The sequence below is a fragment of the Aliifodinibius sp. S!AR15-10 genome (assembly GCF_031569985.1).
In the GTDB taxonomy this organism is placed as follows: domain Bacteria; phylum Bacteroidota; class Rhodothermia; order Balneolales; family Balneolaceae; genus JAMQKA01.
Genome location: NZ_JAMQKA010000067.1, coordinates 1 through 23,204, shown reverse-complemented (window position 1 = coordinate 23,204; position 23,204 = coordinate 1). Strand labels below are relative to the sequence as shown.

The 23,204-nt window shown below is 43.5% G+C and carries 20 protein-coding genes; 14 read left to right on the top strand and 6 right to left on the bottom strand.

All coding sequences use genetic code 11. The features are described from left to right. Positions 1 to 2 precede the first annotated feature (2 nt). The 4 genes from NC796_RS24580 to NC796_RS24565 all read right to left on the bottom strand — a co-directional run bounded on the left by NC796_RS24580 (position 3) and on the right by NC796_RS24565 (position 4,641). A complete protein-coding gene (locus tag NC796_RS24580) occupies positions 3 to 494 on the bottom strand; it encodes a hypothetical protein (RefSeq protein ID WP_310688470.1) in 492 nt (163 codons plus the stop codon). 334 nt (positions 495 to 828) lie between these two features. Further along, positions 829 to 2,244, bottom strand: coding sequence for an FAD-dependent monooxygenase (locus tag NC796_RS24575; RefSeq protein WP_310688469.1), 1,416 nt, complete (start codon positions 2,242 to 2,244; stop codon positions 829 to 831). Between the two features lie 33 nt (positions 2,245 to 2,277). Then, complete coding sequence (locus NC796_RS24570; protein ID WP_310688468.1) at positions 2,278 to 3,177, bottom strand: oxygenase MpaB family protein; 900 nt, start codon at positions 3,175 to 3,177, stop codon at positions 2,278 to 2,280. Positions 3,178 to 3,228: 51 nt separating this feature from the next. After that, entirely contained in the window at positions 3,229 to 4,641 is a 1,413-nt protein-coding gene (locus NC796_RS24565) for a cytochrome P450 (protein ID WP_310688467.1), read from the bottom strand. A 1,078-nt stretch (positions 4,642 to 5,719) separates the two neighbouring features. Here NC796_RS24565 and NC796_RS24560 point away from each other — a divergent pair. The 5 genes from NC796_RS24560 to NC796_RS24540 all read left to right on the top strand — a co-directional run bounded on the left by NC796_RS24560 (position 5,720) and on the right by NC796_RS24540 (position 13,404). Then, positions 5,720 to 6,583, top strand: coding sequence for a helix-turn-helix domain-containing protein (locus tag NC796_RS24560; protein ID WP_310688466.1), 864 nt, complete (start codon positions 5,720 to 5,722; stop codon positions 6,581 to 6,583). Positions 6,584 to 6,848: 265 nt separating this feature from the next. Next, entirely contained in the window at positions 6,849 to 9,233 is a 2,385-nt protein-coding gene (locus NC796_RS24555; RefSeq protein WP_310688465.1) for an arylsulfatase, read from the top strand. 709 nt (positions 9,234 to 9,942) lie between these two features. Then, complete coding sequence (locus tag NC796_RS24550; protein ID WP_310688464.1) at positions 9,943 to 10,641, top strand: DNA-binding domain-containing protein; 699 nt, start codon at positions 9,943 to 9,945, stop codon at positions 10,639 to 10,641. Between the two features lie 1,134 nt (positions 10,642 to 11,775). Beyond that, the gene (locus NC796_RS24545) at positions 11,776 to 12,729 is read left to right on the top strand and encodes a helix-turn-helix domain-containing protein (protein ID WP_310688463.1); all 954 of its coding nucleotides are present in this window, start codon (positions 11,776 to 11,778) and stop codon (positions 12,727 to 12,729) included. Between the two features lie 288 nt (positions 12,730 to 13,017). Beyond that, positions 13,018 to 13,404: a nuclear transport factor 2 family protein gene (locus tag NC796_RS24540; protein WP_310688477.1), complete on the top strand. Its 387-nt coding sequence runs from the start codon at positions 13,018 to 13,020 to the stop codon at positions 13,402 to 13,404. Between the two features lie 231 nt (positions 13,405 to 13,635). Here the strand turns inward: NC796_RS24540 and NC796_RS24535 are convergent, their stop codons facing one another. Further along, entirely contained in the window at positions 13,636 to 14,877 is a 1,242-nt protein-coding gene (locus NC796_RS24535) for a hypothetical protein (RefSeq protein WP_310688462.1), read from the bottom strand. A gap of 236 nt (positions 14,878 to 15,113) precedes the next feature. Further along, positions 15,114 to 15,248: a hypothetical protein gene (locus NC796_RS24530; protein ID WP_310688461.1), complete on the bottom strand. Its 135-nt coding sequence runs from the start codon at positions 15,246 to 15,248 to the stop codon at positions 15,114 to 15,116. A 920-nt stretch (positions 15,249 to 16,168) separates the two neighbouring features. Here NC796_RS24530 and NC796_RS24525 point away from each other — a divergent pair. The 9 genes from NC796_RS24525 to NC796_RS24485 all read left to right on the top strand — a co-directional run bounded on the left by NC796_RS24525 (position 16,169) and on the right by NC796_RS24485 (position 22,493). Continuing rightward, the gene (locus tag NC796_RS24525; RefSeq protein ID WP_310688460.1) at positions 16,169 to 16,732 is read left to right on the top strand and encodes a hypothetical protein; all 564 of its coding nucleotides are present in this window, start codon (positions 16,169 to 16,171) and stop codon (positions 16,730 to 16,732) included. Between the two features lie 159 nt (positions 16,733 to 16,891). Next, positions 16,892 to 17,317: a hypothetical protein gene (locus NC796_RS24520; RefSeq protein ID WP_310688459.1), complete on the top strand. Its 426-nt coding sequence runs from the start codon at positions 16,892 to 16,894 to the stop codon at positions 17,315 to 17,317. A 23-nt stretch (positions 17,318 to 17,340) separates the two neighbouring features. Then, positions 17,341 to 17,592, top strand: coding sequence for a hypothetical protein (locus NC796_RS24515; RefSeq protein WP_310688458.1), 252 nt, complete (start codon positions 17,341 to 17,343; stop codon positions 17,590 to 17,592). A 165-nt stretch (positions 17,593 to 17,757) separates the two neighbouring features. Further along, a complete protein-coding gene (locus NC796_RS24510; protein ID WP_310688457.1) occupies positions 17,758 to 18,177 on the top strand; it encodes a lysozyme inhibitor LprI family protein in 420 nt (139 codons plus the stop codon). A 573-nt stretch (positions 18,178 to 18,750) separates the two neighbouring features. Beyond that, on the top strand, positions 18,751 to 19,977 hold the full coding sequence (locus tag NC796_RS24505) for a hypothetical protein (protein ID WP_310688456.1): 1,227 nt from the start codon (positions 18,751 to 18,753) through the stop codon (positions 19,975 to 19,977). A gap of 201 nt (positions 19,978 to 20,178) precedes the next feature. Then, positions 20,179 to 20,403 carry a hypothetical protein gene (locus NC796_RS24500; RefSeq protein WP_310688455.1) on the top strand — a complete coding sequence of 75 codons (225 nt, stop codon included), beginning with the start codon at positions 20,179 to 20,181 and terminating at the stop codon, positions 20,401 to 20,403. Between the two features lie 224 nt (positions 20,404 to 20,627). Further along, a complete protein-coding gene (locus tag NC796_RS24495; RefSeq protein ID WP_310688454.1) occupies positions 20,628 to 20,834 on the top strand; it encodes a GDCCVxC domain-containing (seleno)protein in 207 nt (68 codons plus the stop codon). A gap of 180 nt (positions 20,835 to 21,014) precedes the next feature. Then, positions 21,015 to 21,806 (top strand): hypothetical protein, encoded by a 792-nt coding sequence (locus tag NC796_RS24490; RefSeq protein ID WP_310688453.1) that lies wholly within the window; start codon positions 21,015 to 21,017, stop codon positions 21,804 to 21,806. A gap of 282 nt (positions 21,807 to 22,088) precedes the next feature. After that, on the top strand, positions 22,089 to 22,493 hold the full coding sequence (locus NC796_RS24485) for a nuclear transport factor 2 family protein (protein ID WP_310688452.1): 405 nt from the start codon (positions 22,089 to 22,091) through the stop codon (positions 22,491 to 22,493). Positions 22,494 to 23,204: the final 711 nt, after the last annotated feature.

The following is a 23,204-nucleotide window of genomic DNA, read 5'->3' as shown; positions in this document are numbered from 1 at the left end:
TACTATTTAGACGAATCACCAGATCCCGCAATGTTTAACTCGGTTGCGCAAACCCAGAAACACAGTAGTGCCGTAGCATGTTGCACGTACCCAGTTAGTAAATTTTTGGGTCCCATTCCCCAATTGGCCAGGGCCCAGCCAATCCCAATAACCACAAATCCTGAAGCTATGAGACCACGGAACAGGCCTCCTTCTTTTTGCTTAAATGCTTTCCAGGCAAGAAACAGATGGAAAAGCGCAGCTGCGAGCCCCGACCAGTATAGGAAAAGCGTACCATCCCACGTCCAATTTCTAAGAAAAGCAACAATCCCGGCTACAAGCAGTGCACAAATGACAAACACCGTGGACACTTCTTCACCGAGCTTGCCGTAAGCTTGGGGAAAGATTCCCGAAAAAATCATCCCGTGCACCCAAAGAAGGGTACCCAGTGCTGCATACCCTAGGGGACTCGGATTGGCAATATTCAGCTCAAACTGTGTTGCTTCATTTCCCATAACCCCATCCTTCTTTTTTTATCGCTATATCGAAGGTTTACAAATACTTATACAATATCAAATAAGCCCTTCCTTTACCATCTTTGTCATGAATCGGTCGGTCTTCGCCGCTAACTTAAACGCAACTGTTTGAGCAAGCCCTAATTAAAGTTAGCTTATTTAATCCGTCGACCTGATACATTGGATTAAGTAGGATATTTGGTCAACATATGGCCAACATTTCTTACAAAAAGGGACAGTTAGAAATTCCAAAGATGAATTGGATTTCTTTGCCCAGATGGTTTAAACCCATTTGTTGTGCATTGTGATGCAAATATTTCCTTTCTAAAAAAGGCTAACGTACTGAAGAGAGTGGATTTAATAACCTGGCAAACGCCCGCAAAGCAATTCGTGGATGAAACAGCATGTATTCCGGCTCTAGGAGGTGAACCACCCGAGCAAACAGGTCATCGACCTTAGGATACCTGGTAGCCAGGGCTATAACAGCATCGAGATAATGATGCATCATCTGCGTGGTAAGACCGGTAGGCGCTCCTTCTGTTGCGGGCCATCGGGCATCATCAGTAGTGGCCATAAGCCAGGGTGTTTCGATGATTTTTGCTAACTCCTTTTGAACATGTAACGCCACCCCTGCTCCATTATCCTGGTCCCACTCATACTCTCGCAGCCACTTGTCCAGGACCATAACTTCAAGTGCCGCCACACTCATTCCCTGCGCGTACACGGGGTTCAATGAGCAAAGAGCATCACCCAAGACGATAAACCCTCGCGGCCATCGCTGGTATGATCCGTAGTGGCGCCACCGATTCTTGGTAGACCGGTACCCCGCAACCCCCGACAACGGCCGGGCCGTCTTGATCGCATCATAAAGAGCGCGGCTGCGCAAGGTACGGGCAAATTCGATAAATCCGGATTCATCATTCGGTGGATAATCTTTCGCTGTTCCAACAAGTGTTACATGCCAACGCCCTCCTTCCACTGGTAGCAGCACTCCTCCGCGCGTATAATCAGGAGGTTTCCCAAGCAGAACAAGCGCCTTCCATTTAGAACGGGGCATGCTGAAGTTTGATGGTATTTCATAAAACCGGCTGGTATATCCTAAAAATGGATCGACGACGGACACCTCCGGGCTGTTGTATCCAAGCGTTGACAGCCATTCCGGCGTTCGGCTGAACCGACCGCTGGCATCCACAACAAGTTCACCACAGAGTTGGTGCTCTCTTTGCCGGGTATTCCCGAACCGCACCCGGACTCCTGTTACACGTACTCCCTTTGCGTCGGCAGTTAGACCGTTTACCCGACATCCTCCTATTATTTCTACTGCTTCTATTTCGGTTAAACGTTTGCGGATGCACCACTCCAACAGTGGTTGGGTAAATGTAAGCAGGGAAAGCTTCCCTGCGTGCTGGACCCGCCAGCCGTAGTATGTCAATACCCCTAGCTCCTCCCCCATCTTTATTAATCTCGCTCCATTATCTATCAATTCTCTGCTCAATCCCGGGAATAGTTGTTCCAGGATCTGCTTTCCACGCAACAGTAATAAATGAACATGCCTCCCCTGGGGAGCGCCGGATCGTAAATTTGGGCCATCTGGAAAGTTGTCTCGTTCCAATACAAGCACCTGCTTGAAGTGGTTGCCAAGCACTCGAGCGGTCATGAGCCCGGCAATACCTCCCCCGATGACGATGGCCCGGCTGCTACCAGGTACTGACGGAGGGGGCTTGCCTTGGTACTCGTCTTGTTGAGACATTATCTATCTTGCTTATCTATTGTGACTTTTCCATTACCCGCCGGGCTTCTCGGTTCCCCACAACAACAAATATGTTAACTTCCCTCCCAAGAGTGGGCTCTGCCATATCCAGGATGGGACAAACGGTCGGAGCAAGCGAGTGGAACTACTGAAGCCCTGGACAAATAATTTCTGATTTGAATTCCATGTCAAGCCGTATTCACAGCGAAATCGTTGTGGCAACAACCCGGCTGTGACTGTCCGAAGAAGACCGGCACTCAAAGTGGGAAAAAGACCAACATCCGGATAAAGCACGGCATTGGCTAAATTTTGTGCGGTATTCGTGACGGCCAGCGTCTCACCAGTAAACATTGTTTTCATATACTCCTGGAACTCAGTATATGTTTGAGGGAGTATTTCTTCCGGTATTTCCATTAAATCGGCCAGCACAAGGCTGTCCGAATAATACTGTTGGCGTTCTACTTGGCTAAGAGGTTTTACAAATTTCTGGTAGGTTGTCAAATTCGTGTCAACAAATGTGGCATAAACCCATAGTTTCGCCCGGGGATCTACTCCCGAATACGTGGTGTCGGGCGAAAGCTGGCCGGACCTGTGCCCGAGGCGACCTCGAATCCGCTTGTGCATGGCATGGAAATGTTTCAATGCTTCCCGGGCAGTTTGACGATCCTGGAAAACAAGGTTGTGCATGAACAGTATCGTGCGGTAGAGGCGCTGCAGGATGTTGGATTTAAAATTACTGTAATCGTCTACGCCGGCAGCAACAAAAGGGTGAGCCAACTGGAGCAAAATCGCTCGTCCGCCACCAAGCAGTACCACTGCCTCCCGATGTATTTGTCGGATCAGGCTCTCCGGTTTGAAATACCCCTGATCCTCAATTGGTATATCATCGGGGATTGGCTCTCTATGATTCGATTTCGGCTGTTTGATACCCATGGGATTACTCCTTCGTTACTGACTACATTGATGAAATATCGTGTCTTTTAGTTAATTGTTGTCATCTACGGGCCTAAACACCATTTTCAGTCCATTTAAGGGACGCAGTGTAACCAGGGGTTCGGGTTCTACCACGTGATTATCCACCGGTTTCAAGTGATATTGCCGGCATATCATTGCAAGAACCAGCTGGGCTTCCATCAAGGCAAAATATTTTCCTATGCAAGACCGGGGTCCGCCCCCAAATGGTAAGTAAGCGTATTTGTCCCGGTTTTGACTCTGTTCGCCAGAAAAGCGTTCAGGGATGAACGCCTCAGGATCATCCCAAAATTCGGGATGCCGATGCAGCGTGTATATACAAAGTGTAACCGTAGAGCCGGCAGGTATTGTATACCCATCTATCATATCGTTGTCGATCGCCTTACGGCTGATAATCCAGACCGGTGGATACAATCGCACTGATTCCTTCAATACCATCTCCATGTACTGCAGCTCTGAAAGATCATCCACACTCGGTTCCCGTCCTTGCAGAACCTTGGCTAACTCATCTCTTAATTTCTGTGCCACGCCAGGATGTTGAGAAAGCAAATGCAGCGTCCAGGTGAGTAGGTTTGCAGTAGTTTCATGGCCGGCCAGCAACAGCGTTATGACTTCATCTCGTATTTGCCGATCCGTTAGCTCATGTTCAACGGGCAACCCCTCTCCTGCCTCCAGCAACCGCTCAAGCAGATCGTCCTTCGACTCTCCATTTTCTCGTCTGCGTTCAACTATGTCAAATACAAGCTGATCCAGTTCATCCCTGGCCTTTATAAAAGCCCGATTTCTTCGGGTGGGAACCCATAGTGGTGGAACAAAAGCGGTTCTAAAACGGTATGCTATATCCTCGTTTAGGGTTGTAAAAGCATTTCTTACCAGGTCTATTGAAGAGCGAATGTCTGCGCTGAACAACGATTCGGTTACGACTTCCAGGGTAAGCCTCATCATATCGGCGGCTATATCAACGGGCTGGCCAGAATTAACGCGTAACGCCCACTCTTCTAACATTTGCTTTGTGGTCTTGGTGGTAATTTCTCCAAAGCTTGCCAAGCGACTGCGATGAAAGATCGGTTGAATCAGCCGGCGGTGCATCGCCCACGTTTCACCATCCCCCGTGATCAGGCCTTCTCCCAGAACCGGTTTGAGCTTTTGGTAGTTGTAGTTTTGTTTATTGTAATTCTGATGATTGAGACTTAGAACTTGTTTAACATATTCCGGATGATTGAGAAGATACCCGGTAAAGAATCCAATTTTAAAGTGAACAATATCACCATATTTTTGTATCAGATTCTGGGCAAAATGAAGTGGTTTTCGTCTGGCTTGTAGCAGGCTTCCAAAGAGAGGCAGGCCATCAGGACCAGGCGGTCGCCGTCCCGCGGCTTTTTTATTAAATAGCACTAACTTCTCTGCGACCCAGTCAAACATCATCACTCCCTAATAAATTGCATCCCACCTAAATCAATATAAAAACCGCTGCAGGAAGGTCAAATAAAAGAGAAGATATAGTTGGTGGACCTAGTTTGATTCCGGTCGCTTAGAATATTTAAAAGAGAGTTTGAATTATCATTTTGGTGTCATATTCCCGTTGTGGTGTTCATTTTTTTTAGCGATAAAAAAATGAACGAAAAAAATCGCCGCTACTACTTCGCGCGAGGCTTCGTAGCACAGGCTGATGAAATTTTTGTTGCGTTTCCTCACCTGCGCTAAAACCATTTAAACTCGATCCACTAAAAAGCGTGGATCTCAGACAAAAATGGTTTCTTAACGCTCCGAATTCGGGCACTTTCCCCAACAAAAATTTCAAAGGGCGGGAATAGAAAACACATAACGAATATTAAACAAGATTTCTTTCTTAACGCCTTCGCTGCGTATGCCCGGGACGACTCATAAATCAAGGGGGCGAATGACGCCAGGTATCACAGGTAGCCCCAAGTCCAGAAAATCCCTGCTATAGATTCCCTGAGAGTCAATGAATGTGGGAAAGCAGGTTCTTTTTAAATACTGAAGAGGGGAATATCTGGGATTTTATGGTGAGTTTTTTGGTGGAAGTTCTTTAGTCCCGGCCATTGTCGGGGTTATCCTCATCGAAAAAATGAACACCCATTTCATCGGTTATGAATTGTTATCTTAACCTGAGTTCTATTAGACCCACATAAGTGGATAATCGGCACGGTTCAATTCCCTCCTTGAGGAGGGTGCCTCCGACTACTGTCGGAGACGACTCGGATGGATCATCTTCCGTCAGCCGACGGAGAGACTTTTGTACCATGCCACATATAACACACGTTATCTTACGGTAGGATGCAAGGTGCCTGCCACAACTGTAGAAAAGGCAAGGTCTTTGGAGAAATTAACGGAAAACCTTGCATTTGAATCGCTTATTTAGCCTGGTAAGGTGCGGGTAAATCATGACTTAGAATCTCTCTGAGGATGTCATAATTAAATAGATTAATATCTATTCGTCCCCTTATGCAGGGCCGTTATATTTCAAATATGATCAGTCTCAATGAAGAAAATTGACTTCAAGGAAGGATTGGATATCGAGTTTGAGATAGTCAATCTGTCGAACATCTATAAGCAGCATAAAGCAGGAATGACCACGGCCCATCGGCTCAATTTTTACCAAATCCTGTGGTTTATAGAGGGCAACCCCGTGCATCTGGTCGATTTCAAACCGGTTCAGGCGGAACCCAATACCCTTGTTTTTGTGGGCAAGGACCAAGTGGAAGTGTTCGATAAGCATGGAGAGTTTGAAGCAAAGTGTATACTGTTCACCGACTTCTTCTTTTGTAAATCAAATGCTGATGCAGAATTTTTGCGGAATAGTATCTTGTTCAACGATCTGCTTGATATTTCATCTATAAAGCTACATGAACAGATTGACGTTTTCCTGAATCTGTTCCGACAGATGGAATTGGAATACCAGAATACCGGTGAGAGTTATCATTCGGATATCCTGAGAAAACTACTTCACAGTTTCCTTCTGCTGGCAGAACGGGAGCGCCGAAAACAGAAAGACTTCACAGAGATCAAAAAAAGCGCAGGACTTGATTATACCATTCAGTTCAAGGAGTTACTCGAAAATCAGTTCAGAGAGGTAAAACAGGTCAATGAGTATGCCCGGCAACTGAATATCACCCCCAAACGCCTGCACCAGGTTACTACCGGAGTACTTGGCGAATCCCCAAAAAAGGTCATTGACGAGCGGGTTATACTGGAAGCCAAACGGTTGCTGGCTCATTCCACCGATACCATTAAAGAGGTTGGATTCACCCTCGGATTCGACGAGCCGACCAACTTCAGTAAATATTTTAAGAATAATGCCGGCATAAGCCCGCTAGAGTTTCGGGAAGAATTCCGCCTTTCCTAGCAAGTTGGTTGGACACTTTAAGCCACAGGTTACCACAGATAAAATCAGATTTAATCAGTTTGAATCCGCGTAAATCCGTGGCTATTACATTAATGAACTAATACTAACGACACTCACTTTCCTTCCGAAAAGTATCATCTTTTCTCAAAAAATCACCTTTATAGCCTTCCGTAAAGCATACACCTTTGGGATAATTGACGAGATATTTTTAATGCCTGCTTAGTACCCAATAAATAAAAGTAAATACCAACAGAAGGAACTCGTAATGGAAAGTGATGATCACCGAAACAGGACTGACGAAAAAGAAAACTGCATTTACCTGTGGAACTGTAGTTTCCAATTCCTTTTTACCGGCGTATTGGTTTTGTTGATGGGGACCGTTTCACACGTACAGGCACAGGTCCTCCCCAAACCTGAACCGCCGTTCCAGGGAGAGATCAATGTCAACCCCGACAGCTCGACTCCCGACTGGCCCGAGCAGGTAACTGCTCCTGAAGACGCTCCGAACATCGTGCTCGTCATGCTCGACGACGTCGGTTTTGCCGCCACCTCGACCTTTGGCGGAGCTACGCCTACCCCGGCACTGGATCGGCTCGCTGACAGTGGCCTGCGCTACAACCGTTTTCACGTGACCCCGATGTGTGCCCCCACCAGGGCCGCCCTACTTTCCGGCCGAAACAGTCACCAGGTCGGATTTGGAAGGATCCCCGAATTAGCGGCGGGCTATCCCGGTTATAACTCAATCTGGCCGGAGAGTTCTGCCAGTATTGCCGAAGTCCTCAAATATAATGGATACAGTACTGCTGCATTCGGTAAATGGCACAATACCCCGGTGTGGGAGGTCAACCCCTCCGGCCCGTTCGACCGCTGGCCCACCGGATTAGGTTTCGAGTACTTCTACGGCTTCATCGGCTATGGAACGAGTCAATACGAGCCCAACCTGTACCGCAATACAGACGCCGTGGAACCGCCGGCCAGACCAGAAGAAGACTATCATCTAACTTCAGACCTGGCAGATGATGCGATCGAGTGGCTCCACCGGCACAACTCCATCAGACCTGATAAACCGTTCTTCCTGTACTTTGCCACGGGAGCGACACACTCTCCATTTCATGCACCAAAGGAATGGGTGGACAAGTTCAAAGGCAAGTTCGACCAGGGCTGGGACAAATTGCGTGAGGAAACCTTCAGACGCCAGAAGGAACTCGGTGTAATTCCAGAAGATACAGAACTGACACCGCGCCCTGAAGAACTTCCTGCATGGGATTCGTTCAGTAACCAACAGAAAAAACTTATGGCCCGCCAGATGGAGGTTTATGCGGGTTTCCTGGCACACACAGATTATGAAATCGGCCGGTTGCTGGATGCAATATACGATGCCGAAGACGCCGAAGATACCATCGTCATCTATGTTGCCGATGACAATGGTCCCACCGCTGAAGGTGGTGATGATGGTCGGGATGCCCTGACTACAGAAGCAAAGCCGCTGAGCATAGAGGAGCGATGGAGTCAGTATGATACTCTTGGCAGCGTGATGTTCGACAACGCGCCCGCCGCTGCCTGGGCATGGGCGGTGAATTCACCATTCAAGGGGGCAAAAACCGATGCTGCTCACCTCGGCGGTACCCGTGCCCCGGTAGTGATCTCCTGGCCCGGTCATATAAATAACTCCGGGGGACTGCGCTCCCAGTTCCTTCATGTTATTGATATCGCCCCGACGGTTTATGAGATCGCTGGCATCGAGGCTCCGAATATCGTCAATGGCGTGCAGCAGACGCCACTGGAAGGCAAGAGCTTCCGTTATACTTTTGATGAGCAGAAGGACAAAAATCCTGATCGGGTCCAATATTTCGAAATATTCGGCAGCCGTGGTATATATCACGATGGCTGGTGGGCTGGATCACCCAGTCGATCGCCATGGCAACAGGACTTCGGTACGCCTCCCGTTCCACCAGGGCAGCGTTCGTGGGAGCTCTACAATTTGGAACAGGATTTCAGCCAGGCTCACGATCTGTCGGAGGAGAATCCACAAAAGCTCGAAGAAATGAAAAAGCTTTTTGATGCTGAGGCCCGGCGCAATGATGTGTATCCACTCGATCCTCCCTTTTTCAGTCCCCAGCGGCCTTCACTAACGAATGGCAAGACACACTTTGTCTACCACGAAGGCGCCCGCCTTATTCCCTCCTCGGCGACGCCGCAGCTGGCAGGCCGTGCACACAAGATTACCGCTGAAATAACCATTCCGGATACTGGTGCAGAAGGAGTCATTGCAGCCCACGGCGGTCGACATGGCGGTTATACCCTCTACATCAAAGATGACCGCGTGACATACGAGACCAGCGCCTATGGTCATTTGGGTGGCAGCCTGATGGCATCTGAGTCTCTGGCTCCGGGTAAGGCAAAGATTGTCTTGGAAGTCACACCTGCAGAAAGTGACCAGGGCGGCCAGCCCGGTGCTCGACGGTCGTTTCCCATGGTGGCTCGCCTGGCCGTGAACGGCAAAGCGGCCGGCGAAGTGGAGTTAAGGATGGTTCCAAGTGGAGATCCCCTGGATATCGGCAGCGACCTGGTCTCCCCCGTCAGTCCCAATTACGAGCTCCCGTTCGAGTTTACCGGTGAGATTGAGTCGGTAACTATAGACCTTCTTTGATTTAAAGGATTGAAGGTTTTAAGGTTGAAAGATGTTGAAGTGTTGAACCGTAGAGTTGTTGAGTTGTTGAGGCGTTGAATTGTTGATCAAAAAAAGATCGAAGGTCCTAAAGTCAAAGGTCAGAAGGTCGAAAGGTCTAAGGTCTGAAGGCTAGCATAAAAGTTTTTCCAAGTCTTCTTTATTAAATCCTAATGCTGTCTTCCGGCCTTAGATTCATGAACCGGCCGGGCAAATGAAGCGGTGGCGTTTAGAAAGAAACCGTGCAGGATATCCAACAAAGGTATCGCATGTTTCAAAGCAAATAGGAAAGAGTGACCCATTAGTAGAAGATCTCGGTTTCTTTTAGCCATAGCGAAATGCAGCCCAGGTGAATGAATCTTTTGCCGGTGATTTTTTGTGTTACTTTTTTTATCACTAAAAAAAGTAACACTCCTAACGTTAACTATGGCAAAAAAGAACAACCAGGCCACCAACAATCCAATCCCCGCTAACAACCCGATCCACCCAAAAACGAGGAAAACACACAAAATTAATTTTATCCATAAAGCTCTGCAGAACAATCCCTTACCAACACCCAATACAGCCGTTTTAAATTATTCTGTAAGGATTTGCCCTGAAACCTATCTATAGAGTACACAGATCACTCATCAGAGCGATCTTATCTATTAAATATTAAGAACTAATGTTAACCAAATAGAGAGGAAATAGAATGTCTATTTCATATTCTATACAGGAAAATCATTTAACCGATAATCCAAACGACTACGTTGCGCGGGTCCAGGACCAGCTCAGCCGCGATATAGAAGATATCGTGGATATCATGACCGGCCGGGGCTCCACGGTGACTAAAGCCGAGGCATTTTCAGTGCTGGAGGAGTTTGAGGCTGCTGTAGTCAAGACGCTGCAGCAGGGCCACAGTGTCAATACTCCACTGTTCCGGATCAACGCCTCCATCTCCGGCACCTTTGATGCCCCCTCTGATAGTTTCGATCCGCAGCGGCACAACGTAAAGATGAATGTGAACCCGGGAATTCGCATCAAAAACATTGCCGAAGATGTTACAGTTGAGAAAATAGCAGCGGATCGCCGGGAACCCGTCCTGCGCCGATACCACGATGGTGGCAGCGGCACCACGAACGAAACGCTGAGCCCAAGCCATACTGGTCGCCTGGTAGGGGAATTGCTGAAGATAGATCCAGGGGACCAAGAGCAAGGCGTCTTCCTGATCGGGCCGGATGAGGCCGAGACCCGCGTAAATGAATACAACCACAACATGCCCTCCAAGCTGGGATTCCGTGTCCCAGAAGGCCTGGAAAGCGGGGAGTATACCATGGAGGTGCGGGCCAAGTTGCATAATACGAACGAACTGCGTGTAGGCACACTTAATGCCTCTCTCACCGTCACGTAATACAGATCATTACCCTGTTTACTGTTTAACGGCCGCATGTCTGGTAACCGGCATGCGGCCTTTTTTTGAACAACAAGGCTACCCTTACTGCTCAAGACTCTTAACATTACTGCTCAAGGTTCTTGACATTACTGCTCAAGATTCTTGAGCAGTAATCGATTTAAAAACAGCCTTACCAGGGGCTGTCCCAGGCGAGGTATAAGTAATGCCTTTTGGCTATGAGCCGAGCAAGAAATATTCTCCCTTTGAAGAGCCTGTCCCGAACACTTTCGGGAGGGTCAGGGAGATGTAGCCCAGATTGAACCAAATACCCCCCTGAACTGATGAGCAACTTATTCCCAACACTGACACGAAAATACCACTGCAAGAGCCGGGAGCTTGGTAGCCCGTGGGAACAGCAGCACATCCCCCTTTTCTTCGGCCAGGGCCAAATTCAAGTCCCCCCTTCGAAGGGGCACTTTCGTGCTAGTATAATACGACCAGCCAAAGGCGCCTCAAAAAAAGTAAACTCGCTCGCTATAGATTTTTTGAAACACTAATGTTTGCACTGAAAGTTCAGGGTTTTAAACCCCGTTCTGGGACCAATAAACCATCAGCCATTGGCTTACTGGCTTGAATCTTATCCCCTATTTGCTGATTCTACCAAGAACATTATATCATACTGCTATATCAAATAATATCTGCTATTATATCCCTTCCTTGAACTCGGAAAATAATAGAAGTTGGATTTCATCAACTGCATCTCTACACTACGAGGTCAGGTAGTACAATGGTTATCTACAAAATAACTTCTTAACATAAACCGATGCTTTATGGAAACAATTAAGAAATCAAATTAAAATTGAGTTTACCTGATTTCTGAGCTACAATGATTCTCAAGAAGTTATTTTAATGTCAGTTCGAGATAAAAACTGTCATTGCGAGGGATTCAGCGACCATCGGGATCCCGACACCTGTCGGGAGGCAATCTCCCGGTGGGTGAACAAAAAAACGGACGGGGGATCGCCCGCGTCGACCTCATCATTAAGCCAAAAAGGGCAAAAAAGAGCCTCCTCGCGATGACAGTTATTATTTTGAGTTAGTCTTATATAGAACTCAGGTTATTTTAGCTCAAATTGTATTACAACAACCGTCATGCCAAGCTTTAACTCCCTAAACGAGCTGCGCAACTACCTGCTTTCCCAGCCCTTTGACGAGGATTTGAAAAGGTATAAATCTTCACTCTATCCTGATGACAAGCTGCTGTTTGAAAAAAATATAGGCCCTTATTTTAACTATATCCTGGATTGGGAAACAGGTAAATATGAATACTTGAGTGATGGCTTTAGAAAGATAACAGGCTACGACAAAGAGTTCCTGGCAAAAGGAATAGAAGCAACTTTTCAGGTTGTTCACCCGAATGACAGGGATGCCTTACACAAAATGATCGCAAAAATATTGGACCTTATGGAGGGGCGATCTGAGAAAGAAATAAATAAGTATGCTGTTAGCTATAATTTTCGATTCAAAAAAAGAAATGGGGTATATATTAACCTTTTGCAGCAGCTTATATACACAGCGTTGGATAGGAAAGGGAATATTGTTTACGATTACAGCATAAGTATTGATATTTCTCGATTCAGAAGAGATGGGAATCTTTCCCTGGTTATTTCTGACCCGCAAGGAAGACAATTGCTGCAATATTATCCTAAAGAAGAGTTTGCCCCACAGATTGCCCTGGCCAGGGGAAAAATGACGAAACTGGATCAATTGGCGTTATACTCAGACGACAAGTTTATCAGAGAGACTCAGATAGTTTTGTCTAATGAAGCATGTGATCAAAACCTGAATGTAGGGAACATGAGTGAAATGCTGGGCATGAGTCGGTCCAAATTTTACAGGGAGTTGAAAAAAAGAATCAATATCACGCCCAACCGATTGATCAGGTTGTACAGGTTAGAAGATTCACTGGAATACCTGGCTCAAAATCGGATGCAAATTGCAGAAATAGCTTTCCGCGTAGGATTTAGCAGCCCAGCGTACTTTTCGCATTGTTTCCAAAATGAGTTTGACTGCAGCCCTACAGAATATCAGGAACAGGTACAATAGATCTTGCTCTTCCCGCTTGCACCATTTTGAAAGTATTTGAACAATGATTGAATACGCATTTCTGGATTGTTCACTATCCTGTAAAAGATCGAGTTGATTAGAAGACGGAGCTACTCGCTTTTCCAAATGTGATCTTCAATTTCGAACGATTCAAAAGCCGAAATTAAAACTCTAAAAAATAATAATCGTCATGAAAGTACTAATATCCATTCTCTTGTTGAGCTTTGCGTTGCAAATGAATTGCTGGGCACAGGGAAATTCAGCGTATAATATCCAAGAAGAAAAAAAATTGGACAGGTAGTTTCGAAGTTTGGGCAGGCAATAAATGATAAGAATGCAGATTCTCTCGCTGTTCTTTTCACACAAAACGCCCATTATGCTTCCAATAATGGATTCCTGTTGCAAGGGCGCGAGCATATCCGCAACTCCTTTGAAAAATGGCTCAAAACGCCCCAAACGTTGACTGAGGACAGTAGCTATGTGATAGATTTAACAGTAAAAAAAGAGTTGGCTTATATGCTCAGCTACTACTCACATCATATTGATCCTCCTGATGCTGAACGTTTTACTAATGAAGGATACGGACTTGCAGTATTTGAGCGTCAAAACAATGGCAAATGGAAAATTAAAGCGATGACCGTAAATAAGAATCCAGAGTCATCAAAATCCAGGTAGAGGATATCCCAACATAAATCGCAACCTCTTCATTATGAAGATTTCAAATGCAGGTACGCTGGGAGCACAAATTTCATATCACATTGCCTTTCATGAGTTTAAGGTCACCATCTGCGATGTCAGTGCTATCCCCTTCATCATAACCTTAAAGTAAACAGGACAAGCATTTTGAAAGGAATCCATTATTGCAAAGTACATAACATTAACCTGGCTCTAATGTTCGTTTACATGTTAAAGCCGAGGATTGACCACATTGTTGTAGATAGATCCAAAGCTGAACTCCAGGCCTATGCGTACTTCATAAGAATAAGAGGTAGCCTGTTCCCGCAGATTCAGGAGTTGCTCTTGATCCGTTATTTCCCCGGCCGGAATCGATAGTTGATCATTTATCCAGGCGTATTCTCCTGATATATAAAATGAGAGTCCACGATAGATGCGAAAATCCAGTTGAAGCTCGGTATCGAGACGATTTTTGTTTACATCGTGCAAGTAGGCCGATGCATTAAAGTTTGCCTCAAACTCACCCCATGGCTGGGTAAATTCAATATTTGTTGTAAACTGCTGTTTAAACAGTCTTTCTGAAAGTTTTCCAAAAACTGTTTGTTCCTCGTAATTATAATGGCCTGCCGTAACCCGGTATCGTAATGTGATCTCACGCGATGTAAATTGTTCATAGGGGAATATACTGTACTCTATTGCCGGACTTCCCTCTAATAAGAAATCGTAGTTGTTACGGGTTGACTGTAGAGCGCGGCTGGAAATACCAGCCGACCAGTGCTGCCCAAGGCTTTTCACGAGCAACAGTTCGGCGTTGCGAAACTCCCGGGTAAAGGTTTCGCTTTCATCGTCGTCCTCAAAGGTTTGGCGCTCAAAAAATTGGTCGACATCAAAAATAAATTTCCACTCGGGAGTAATCCGTTCGGCACTAATGCTCCCACGAACAGAGAACTCTTTTTGAGATTCCTCCGCTTCAATATCCATGTCGGCATTAATGTCAAAAACCCAGTAGTTCCATTTGTCAGTTTGGGCATCAACCTGTGTTTCGCCCTCTTCCTGGTAGCTGATTTGGAGATTTTTGGCTACCGGGTGTTCAGCAACATAGGAGAAAAGCCCCCTTTTGAGATACTGGTTCAGACCACTTCGTACTTCATCCTGAGTATCGGATTCAGCCGAATAATATTTCAGCACTTTATTCCGCCCGTCAAAATCATTACCACCGATAAAATTCAGTGTGAATTCATCACCACCACTGCCCGTAGGCTGCCGAGTAATTAATATGTGTACATCAGCATCCTCCTTGTTGCGGACGTAGTTCACGAAGTTAATTTCATCCCGCACATACCCTTCGTCACATGCCCTTCGGCAATCCAAAAAGACGTTTACTGTATGGGTTGAATCTTGAGCTGCAGACAGGTCAGGAAAAAGGAGCAGAATAATCACACAAATGAACGGATGCAGGTAAACTCTATTCATTAGTCATACGTAAACAGTTTTTTATGATATTTATACCCTATAATAAAAAAGTTAATAATAATGAAAGATGGATCTCTATTATGTAATAAGATATAAATGAATATAAACTTGACATAGGGTTAAGATTGTTCTCCTATATCAGTTAACCGGCATGCGGTCTTTTTTGAACAAACGGGCTACCCTTACTACTCAAGACTCTTAACATTACTACTCAAGGTTCTTGAGCAGTAATCGATTTAAAACAGCATTTCCAGGGTATAGCCCACAAGATGCATAAGAAATCGCCCCTTTGCTATGAGTCCGGCAAGAAAATTCCCCCTTCGAAGAGCCTGTCCCGAACACTTTCGGGAGGGCCAGTGGATGTAGGCCATATTGAAACCGTTTCGCCATACGCTGATGGGCAGCTTATTTCCTGACAGCTAACAGAAATGGCCACTGCCAAAGCCGGGAAAATGCCAGCCCGTGGGCAGAGCAGCACATCCCCCCTTTTCTTTGACTAGAGCCTAATTCATTCCCCCTTCCAAAGGAGAAGACTGTGAGCCATGCAAGGAAATTTCCAGCCCTTTTGATGTTCAGACCCGGGGGAATTGTTTCTGCCTGGTTGTTTAAGAAGATTATTGCATCTCCTTAAACCAGGTTTACATTCATGAATCGAAGGCCGGAAGACAGCATTAGGATTCAAGATATAAGACTTTGAAACACTTTTATGGTAAACCTTCTGGCTTTCGACCTAATATTCAACTATTCAACATCGGAATCGCAGTAAGCTATAGTTTCGCAGTCTTATTTCCAGCTTAAGCCGATTCAAGCATTTTCTCCAAAATATTCCCATATTGAATAATAGTTTTACTATATCGTCTTCAAGAAGAATCCATACAACATATTATCAGGAATTATTGAGGCTGAAAATTCCTGATAATATGACTATATAATGGGCTAGTCTCTCTTAAAACAAATATTAATATATTAAGTGGAATTTTTATTACAATACTCATTCCACTTAAGACTATGTTACGCGCGCCGGTCGCGCCGTTGGCGCTCCCTTGGTGCGCGCGTAACGGTTGCGGCGGTTAACTCGACCGGTCGCTGGTGCTCCTTTATCATCTCGATAAAGCACCAACTGTTCGGGCCCTCCGACAGCCCGTTGCTTGTCGGGCCCGACCGGCCGCGTAACCAGGCGATTGAACCGGAATTGGCTTCCCGGGGACAGCCGGCTTGCCAGCCGGCCGGGCGTTGCCAATCCGGTTAACCGCCGCAACCGTTATACCCACTTTCAAAATTCTAAAACTTCATGAATAATTTTTGGCTCAAATTGCTTATTACATCGATAAGTTTACTACTTATTGTAGCCCATCTTCTTTGGCCAGAAGTTAAAATAGATTTAATCACGACTATTTTGCTTATCATAGCGATTCTACCATGGTTTTCTACCTTGATCGAAAGTGCAGAGTTTCCAGGTGGATGGAAAGTAAAATTCAGAGATCTTGAATCAGCAGGAAACAAGATAACTGGAGAAGAAAAACCCGCTGATGAAATCTCAGAGAAATCTTATTCGAAAGTACGAGAAGAAGATCCAAATTTGGCTTTAGCAGGTTTACGTATAGAAATAGAGAAAAGAGTTAGAGCTTTAGCTAGTCAAAATGGAGTTGATGAAAGTTTACCATTAGCTGTGCTACTTCAAGAACTTCGACATAACCGAATTATTGACAACGAATTTTATAATGGAACTTCAGAACTTATTAAAGCCGGAAATAGTGCAGTTCATGGAGCCAAGGTTGAACCCAAAGTAGCTGATTGGGCATTCGATAAAGGTCCTTCTATTTTAGATGCTCTCGACAGAAAATTATCCAATTAAAAAGTGGGCATAACCAGCGCATTAAGCGGACACGCCTCGCCTGGACTTGCCACCTTCTGGCTTTTTAGCTCTTCGTTCGTTATTTAATAAATCAACATTCATTCGCGTGCAGCTTATGCGCAATGTCGTTAGCCGTTTTAATTAGTAGATTTATAACCAATGAGTGAAAAATTTAAGCGTTGGCAAGAAAAATCGCTCAAACAACTGACCTACACAATAAATCTGTTTTTAGGATTTTCCATAGCAATTCTAGGCTTTGAGTTTTCCTTGTTATTTAAAAACTCATTTTCACCTATTTGTTTTGAAAAGTTTGCTTTTTCAGCTTCTATTTTTGCATTAATTGCATCGGCAATTTTGGGTAGCGTTTGTGTAGTAAATAGACTTATTGATTTTAGGATTACTGCGCAAATAACTCGAAAAAAGGACAAAAATAATTCCGATGGCATTGATGATTTAAGAAATAAATCAAATAAACTTGGTAATAGGACTTGGGCTATTTTTTGGGGACAAATTGCGCTATTCGGGCTAGGTACAATACTACTTGTGACGAGCCTACTATTTTATTTTTCTAGTAAAATTTTCTAAAATTCATCAAATCGCAATAAAGCATGGCACTTTACTTTTTAAATTACGACTTGAGAAAAGATAGAGATTATGACAAGCTGTATGATAAATTAGATGAGTTTAATGCAGTTCGCATTTTAGAATCACTTTGGTGCTTTAATAGATATAACACCTCTGCCAAAGGACTTAGAGAATACTTCAAGCAATATATCGATAGTGACGATGGGATAATTGTTTCCGAAGTTAATGATTGGGCTTCTAGTGATACTGATGGTTCTCCAAATGATTTACCCTGAATTTTAAAACGGCTAACCCGCGCATTAAGGGGACGCACCTCGCCTGGTCTTGCCCACTTTTGGCTTTTTAGTTCTTCGTTCATTATTTATCCAACTTAACATTTTTTCGTGCGCACCTTATGCGCAATGTCGTTAGCCTGCTTTCAAAATTCTTAATTACTCATCATGATTTTAAAGAGAATACTGCTTTTCATTTTTCTGCTCTCTGGTCTATTCAGTCATTCGATAGCCCAAAGCCAAAAGGAAATAAATTCAGAGAATCAAAGTCAATTAGAGCTATCAAAACAAAAGATGGATTCTGTCTTCACTGCAATTTTAGAAAAATATGAAGACAGTCCCGAATTCATTGCTAGCCTTAAAAAAGCGCAAGAAGCATGGATTAATTTTAGAGATGTACATCTAGAATCAGTTTATCCTGGAAAAGATAAACGAGCTAAATATGGTACTGTTTATTCCTCCTGCGCTGCTAGTCTTTTAGTTAAATTGAACAACCAGAGAACAGAGCAATTAAGAATGTGGCTGGAAGGTACTGAGGAAGGCGATGTTTGTGCTGGAAGCGTAAAGCTTTCTTCACAACTTGAATAGCAGGCTAACCCGCGCATTAACGCGGACGCACCTCGCCAATCCTTTGTCAGCCTTGGTTTTGAGGCTCTTCTTTCGTTAGTTGCTAAATTCAACAGTAATCCGTGCGCCGGTTATGCGCAATGTCGTTAGGCGTATAAGTTTTTACTGTCGCAGAAAATTTATCAAAAGTGAATAAACTTCTTATTAATGCAAACCCGGGAAACATTAGCAGAATTAATAAGTTCTTTTTTTGAAAGTATTGGTGTTCAGCCTCTTGCTGGTTTTTCAGTAATAGTCACTGTTTTAATTTTTCTTAGAGTTATCAGGTTTGCAAAATCGGATAAAGCTTATTCTCAATGTTCAACGATGCAAAAAATTAGTGACCTACTGCTTTTTCTAATAAGTTCATCAATCTACTATTTGTATTTTTGGGGTCTTAACTAGTTATACGCCTAACCAGCGCATTAAGGGGACAGGCCTCGCCAATTCTTGCCACCCTCTCTTTTTATAGTTAACCTTTCATTTGTAAATAATTTCAACGCTCTGGTGCCTGCACCTTATGCGCAATGTCGTTATTTCTCAAAAATAGTCTTTATGCCAAATACTCCTGTTCCAAATATTTTAATACCCCTTTTTAAAAATGATCAACTCAGATTAAGTTATTTAATAAACAGCCTAATCTTATTTGATAAAGTAATAATAGACAGCAGGCATTTAATTGAACTAAAAAAACTGACAGAGATATTTGGAACAAGAAATATTAGAAAACTTATCACTTCTGGGAATATTGAAGTAAAAGGCGGTCATATAACAACGGGTGTTCAGCTCCAAAAAGTTAGAGGCGGTGATTTTTTATTTCTAGTCAGACCAATGCAACTTGAACCTGACTCTACTAAAAAGAAAAATATTCAGGGACTAGCTGACCATTTGGAAAGCACCTCGGAAAAAAATAGGATATTTCTTATATCAGCAATTATTGAAATATGGAAAAAATATAATCGTGAAAAATTAATTGAAGAAGTTTTAGATGTTTATAAAGATTATTCTGATGAATCTTTTTCAGATTTCACAGATAGAGTTCACGGATTTATTTCTGATGAAAACATTATAAGGCAAGCTCTAATAAATGAATCTTTTCAAACCTACTTAAATTCTGACGATTCAAATCAGATCCAAGTTTTTAGAGAAGAAAAAGAAATCTTTCGATTAAATTTTAATCAAAGAATAAATAGTGGGCGACAGGTAGAATTAATTAAAAAATGGTCAACTAATTTTCTTCTCGGTATGGCAAATATAATTCGAAATAACTTTAACGAATTATACTTTAATTCTATGGTGGGTTACAAAAATGATGAAATAGATTTTCAGAAAATGAATAGCCAGTATATTTACCAAAAGTTTGATCCTCACCAACAACTTGAGAGACACGAAAGAGTACTAAACATAAATAATCTTCCATTAGTCGAAGAATCTAATGTTGAAGACATAAAATTTAAAAACTTCTATAAAGCTCTTAAATCAAATGAAATAAGCAAGTTCCGAAACTGGTTATGGAACATTGACAATCTTAGTGATAATAACCTCACTGAAAAAGTAAATGATTTGACAAAACGGCTGGATAAAATTTTTAGAATTCCTCTACTTAAAGGATCAATCGATATTTTACAGTCTTTTCTTGTCTCAAGTTCAATTGGAGATCCAAGTGGTGTAACCGGAGAATTATCTGGCTCATTAATTGATCAACATATATTTAAAAAACTAAAAAGGAAGGATCACTTTACATTTATAAATGACATATATCCATCTATTTTTGAAAAATAACCAGCGCATTAAGCGGACGCACCTCACCTATTCTCTACCGGTATTGGTTTTTTAGCTTATCGTTCATTATTTATCAACTCAACATTATTTCGTGCGCAGCTTATGCGCAATGTCGTTATGCCAAAGGCACGTATGGGATAACACGATAATTCGGCTATCTAATATGTGTCAGGTACAGTAAAAATTAAAATCAACTTTACAATGGAGGGAAAAATGGCATCTTTTGGACTCGTTGAGATACTTGTAATCTTGGTAGCAGTGATCCTTTTTTTATCATTAATTCCGGCTTTATTACGTTGGCTCTGGAATATCACTATGCCTGACGTATTTGGATTAAATCAAATCACCTTCTGGCAGGCTTTACGTCTAATACTCATTGCATTTCTCTTATTTGGAGTTTGGATGATGGTTGTAATCGGAAGCTAATTACCTGTAATTCAATCAAATCGCATAACCGGCGCTTCAACGGGACGCGCCTCGCCCGGGCCTGCTCGTTTTGATTTCCCAGAGCCAACTCGTAAACTGGAAATTGAATTACCGCTAATTCGCGCGCCCGTTAAGCGCAATGTCGTTATAGGGCTTTCCACTTATTTGGAGTACCATTTAACAACACTGAAAGTTTTTAAATACAAGATTTAATCAATCATAAAATGGAAGTAACTTCAAAATCAGTAATTACTTGTCCTGAATGTGGGCATAAAAAAGAAGAGGAAATGTCCTCTGATGCTTGTCAATACTTTTATGAATGTGAAAACTGCAATACTGTGTTGAAGCCCAAACAAGGAGATTGCTGTGTATTTTGCAGTTTTGGCTCAGAAGATTGTCCACCAGTTCAACAGGATCAGAAGTGCTGTTAATCAATTCTTGGATTAGTCTATTTTATTAAGCGCCCTATAACCCGCGCATTAAGGGGACGCACCTCGCCTATTCTTTGCTGACTTTTGGTTTTTTAGCTATCCGTTCGTTATTTATCAACTCAACATTTTTTCGTGCGCACCTTATGCGCAATGTCGTTAGGGTGCTAACAATTTAATTTCATGAGTGAAAAATTAAATCCGCCAGAAAAAATCATCGAGAATATAAATGGTGCTACAAATAGAATGGAAAAAGTAGACCAGATTCTTGGTGAAGATTTAAAAGTTCATTTTGCCAAAGGTGTTTCAAACTTTTTGGCTCATATGGAAGATGGTGAAGAAAGTGTCTATAGTTTAAAAAAGGATAAGAAATGGGGAGCAAAGTTTGCTATCCAACTTGTAAATGCTTCGGCTGAATTTGAAACAGCTTGGCATTGTATAAGGCTTTCAAATATACCAGCATGTTATAGACATAGTAGAGTTGGCGTCGAATGTATTGGATTTGGAGTTTTACTTGCTATTCCAAGGAAACAACTACAGCAACTTTCTCCAAAATTGAGGTTCATAAAACAACTCCAAAAAAATGAAGACAAAGATATTTTTGATTTATTTTCACCACGAATAATTAGCAGAGATCCAGTCAAAGTTATCGAACCGAAAATAAAGGGAAATTATATAATACCTGCTTTCTTAGATGCCTCAAAAAAGATTCTAAAAGTTGACAAGATTATAACCGAGAGTTTGGATGAAGCAGTGGATACAGTTTTTCATCCATCATCTCACAACTCTATTCACAATTTTTCTTATCACTTTGAAGGTTTCTCAACTGAGACTGGAAAAGCCGGAGCTATGTATTCGGAAGAGAGAGCAGCGACCTTGAAAAAAGCAGCAGAAAACATTGCTAATTTGACCCACAATTTATCAGCAATACTTGACTCAACATATTCTTATTTAAACCAACATAGCAAAAATTAGCACCCTAACCCGCGCATTAAGCGGACAGGCCTCGCCAAATCTTGCCTGCTTCACTTTTTATGGTTAAAATTTCATTTGTAAACAATTTCAACACGTTGGCGCCTGCAGCTTATGCGCAATGTCGTTACGCGCGCCGGTCGCGCCGTTGGCGCTCCCTTGGTGCGCGCGTAACGGTTGCGGCGGTTATACCAAAACTGACTGTGTCATGAGATTTTTTCAGTTTGGTTGCTCTTATTATGTATTTTTATGCTCAGCGGGTGCTCGAAAACGAACTCAATTTCCATGGAGTCAAAAATGGAATCCATACAGAAATTCTATCAACAGTGGTTCGAGGCTATGGAGAATGCTGATGTGGAAAGTTTTCTTTCTCTTATTTCTGACGAATTTTATATAAAGGGTCCAAATCAACCGGCAATCACCGACAAGGAAACATTAAAAGACTCTCTCCGTCAATTCCATCAAAGCTATACCGAAACTGTCGAGTGGGAAATAAAGGAAATTAATCTTTTTGATAACAAAGCAGCAGTTCGTCTTTCAGAGGTAACTACTTTGGTTTCTAAAGAGGGTGGTGATGCCCTAAAGCTTGATGGAGTTCATTTTGCATTACTTTCCTGGCGGTCAGATGGAAATTGGAAATTAGAATCAGATATCAGTTCACTTAATTATCCCCCAACCTCCAATGCTTAGTTTTGGTATAACCTATATATGGCCTCCAATGTCAAGCACCCGTACCTTTTCCAGGGCAAAAAATTAATGTTTTGCGAATCGTGATTGATCCTATCCTTATGGAGTTGTGCCCCAGGCATCGTTCAACAATAGTTGGCAGCATCTTTGGGCTGCACCAAACACATATAGAAGCTCAACGACCGGAGCCGATCTTACGATCCAACAATCGATCGGTCCCGCCCTTTGGCGAGACGGCTATAGAACATATTACGTACCCTGAGCCCGGATGATCTAGCGCGGGGCTTTCCCAGCCGCATAGCAGCCAGGAATCCAGTTAGGCGGCATCTCGGAGCAGGGGCCCCGCAAGGTTCCATCTTTCAGGAATTAATCTATATATAAATGCCGGGGCCGCGGCCGCCTCCAATCCAGCGCAAGAGGTCGGCCAGTTAGGCGCAATCAGCAGATGCATACTCAGGCGTTGCCCGGTATAAGTGATACGGCTGATCCAGCGCTCGGGCCTTTGCCTCAGTTAGACGTCCGGCTGACGGCCACGCCCCTATATTCATTTGCTAGGTTCGTATTACCGGTTGTTTAAAAATTGGTGCTCGTTAAACGGCTCGCGGCGTTTAAGCATGTAGTAGACAGCTATTCCCAAGCGTTTAGCGATAATGGTCAGAGCCTTGGACTTGCCGTGGCGACTGATGAGCCGGTTGTAGTATTTCTCGGCTTCGG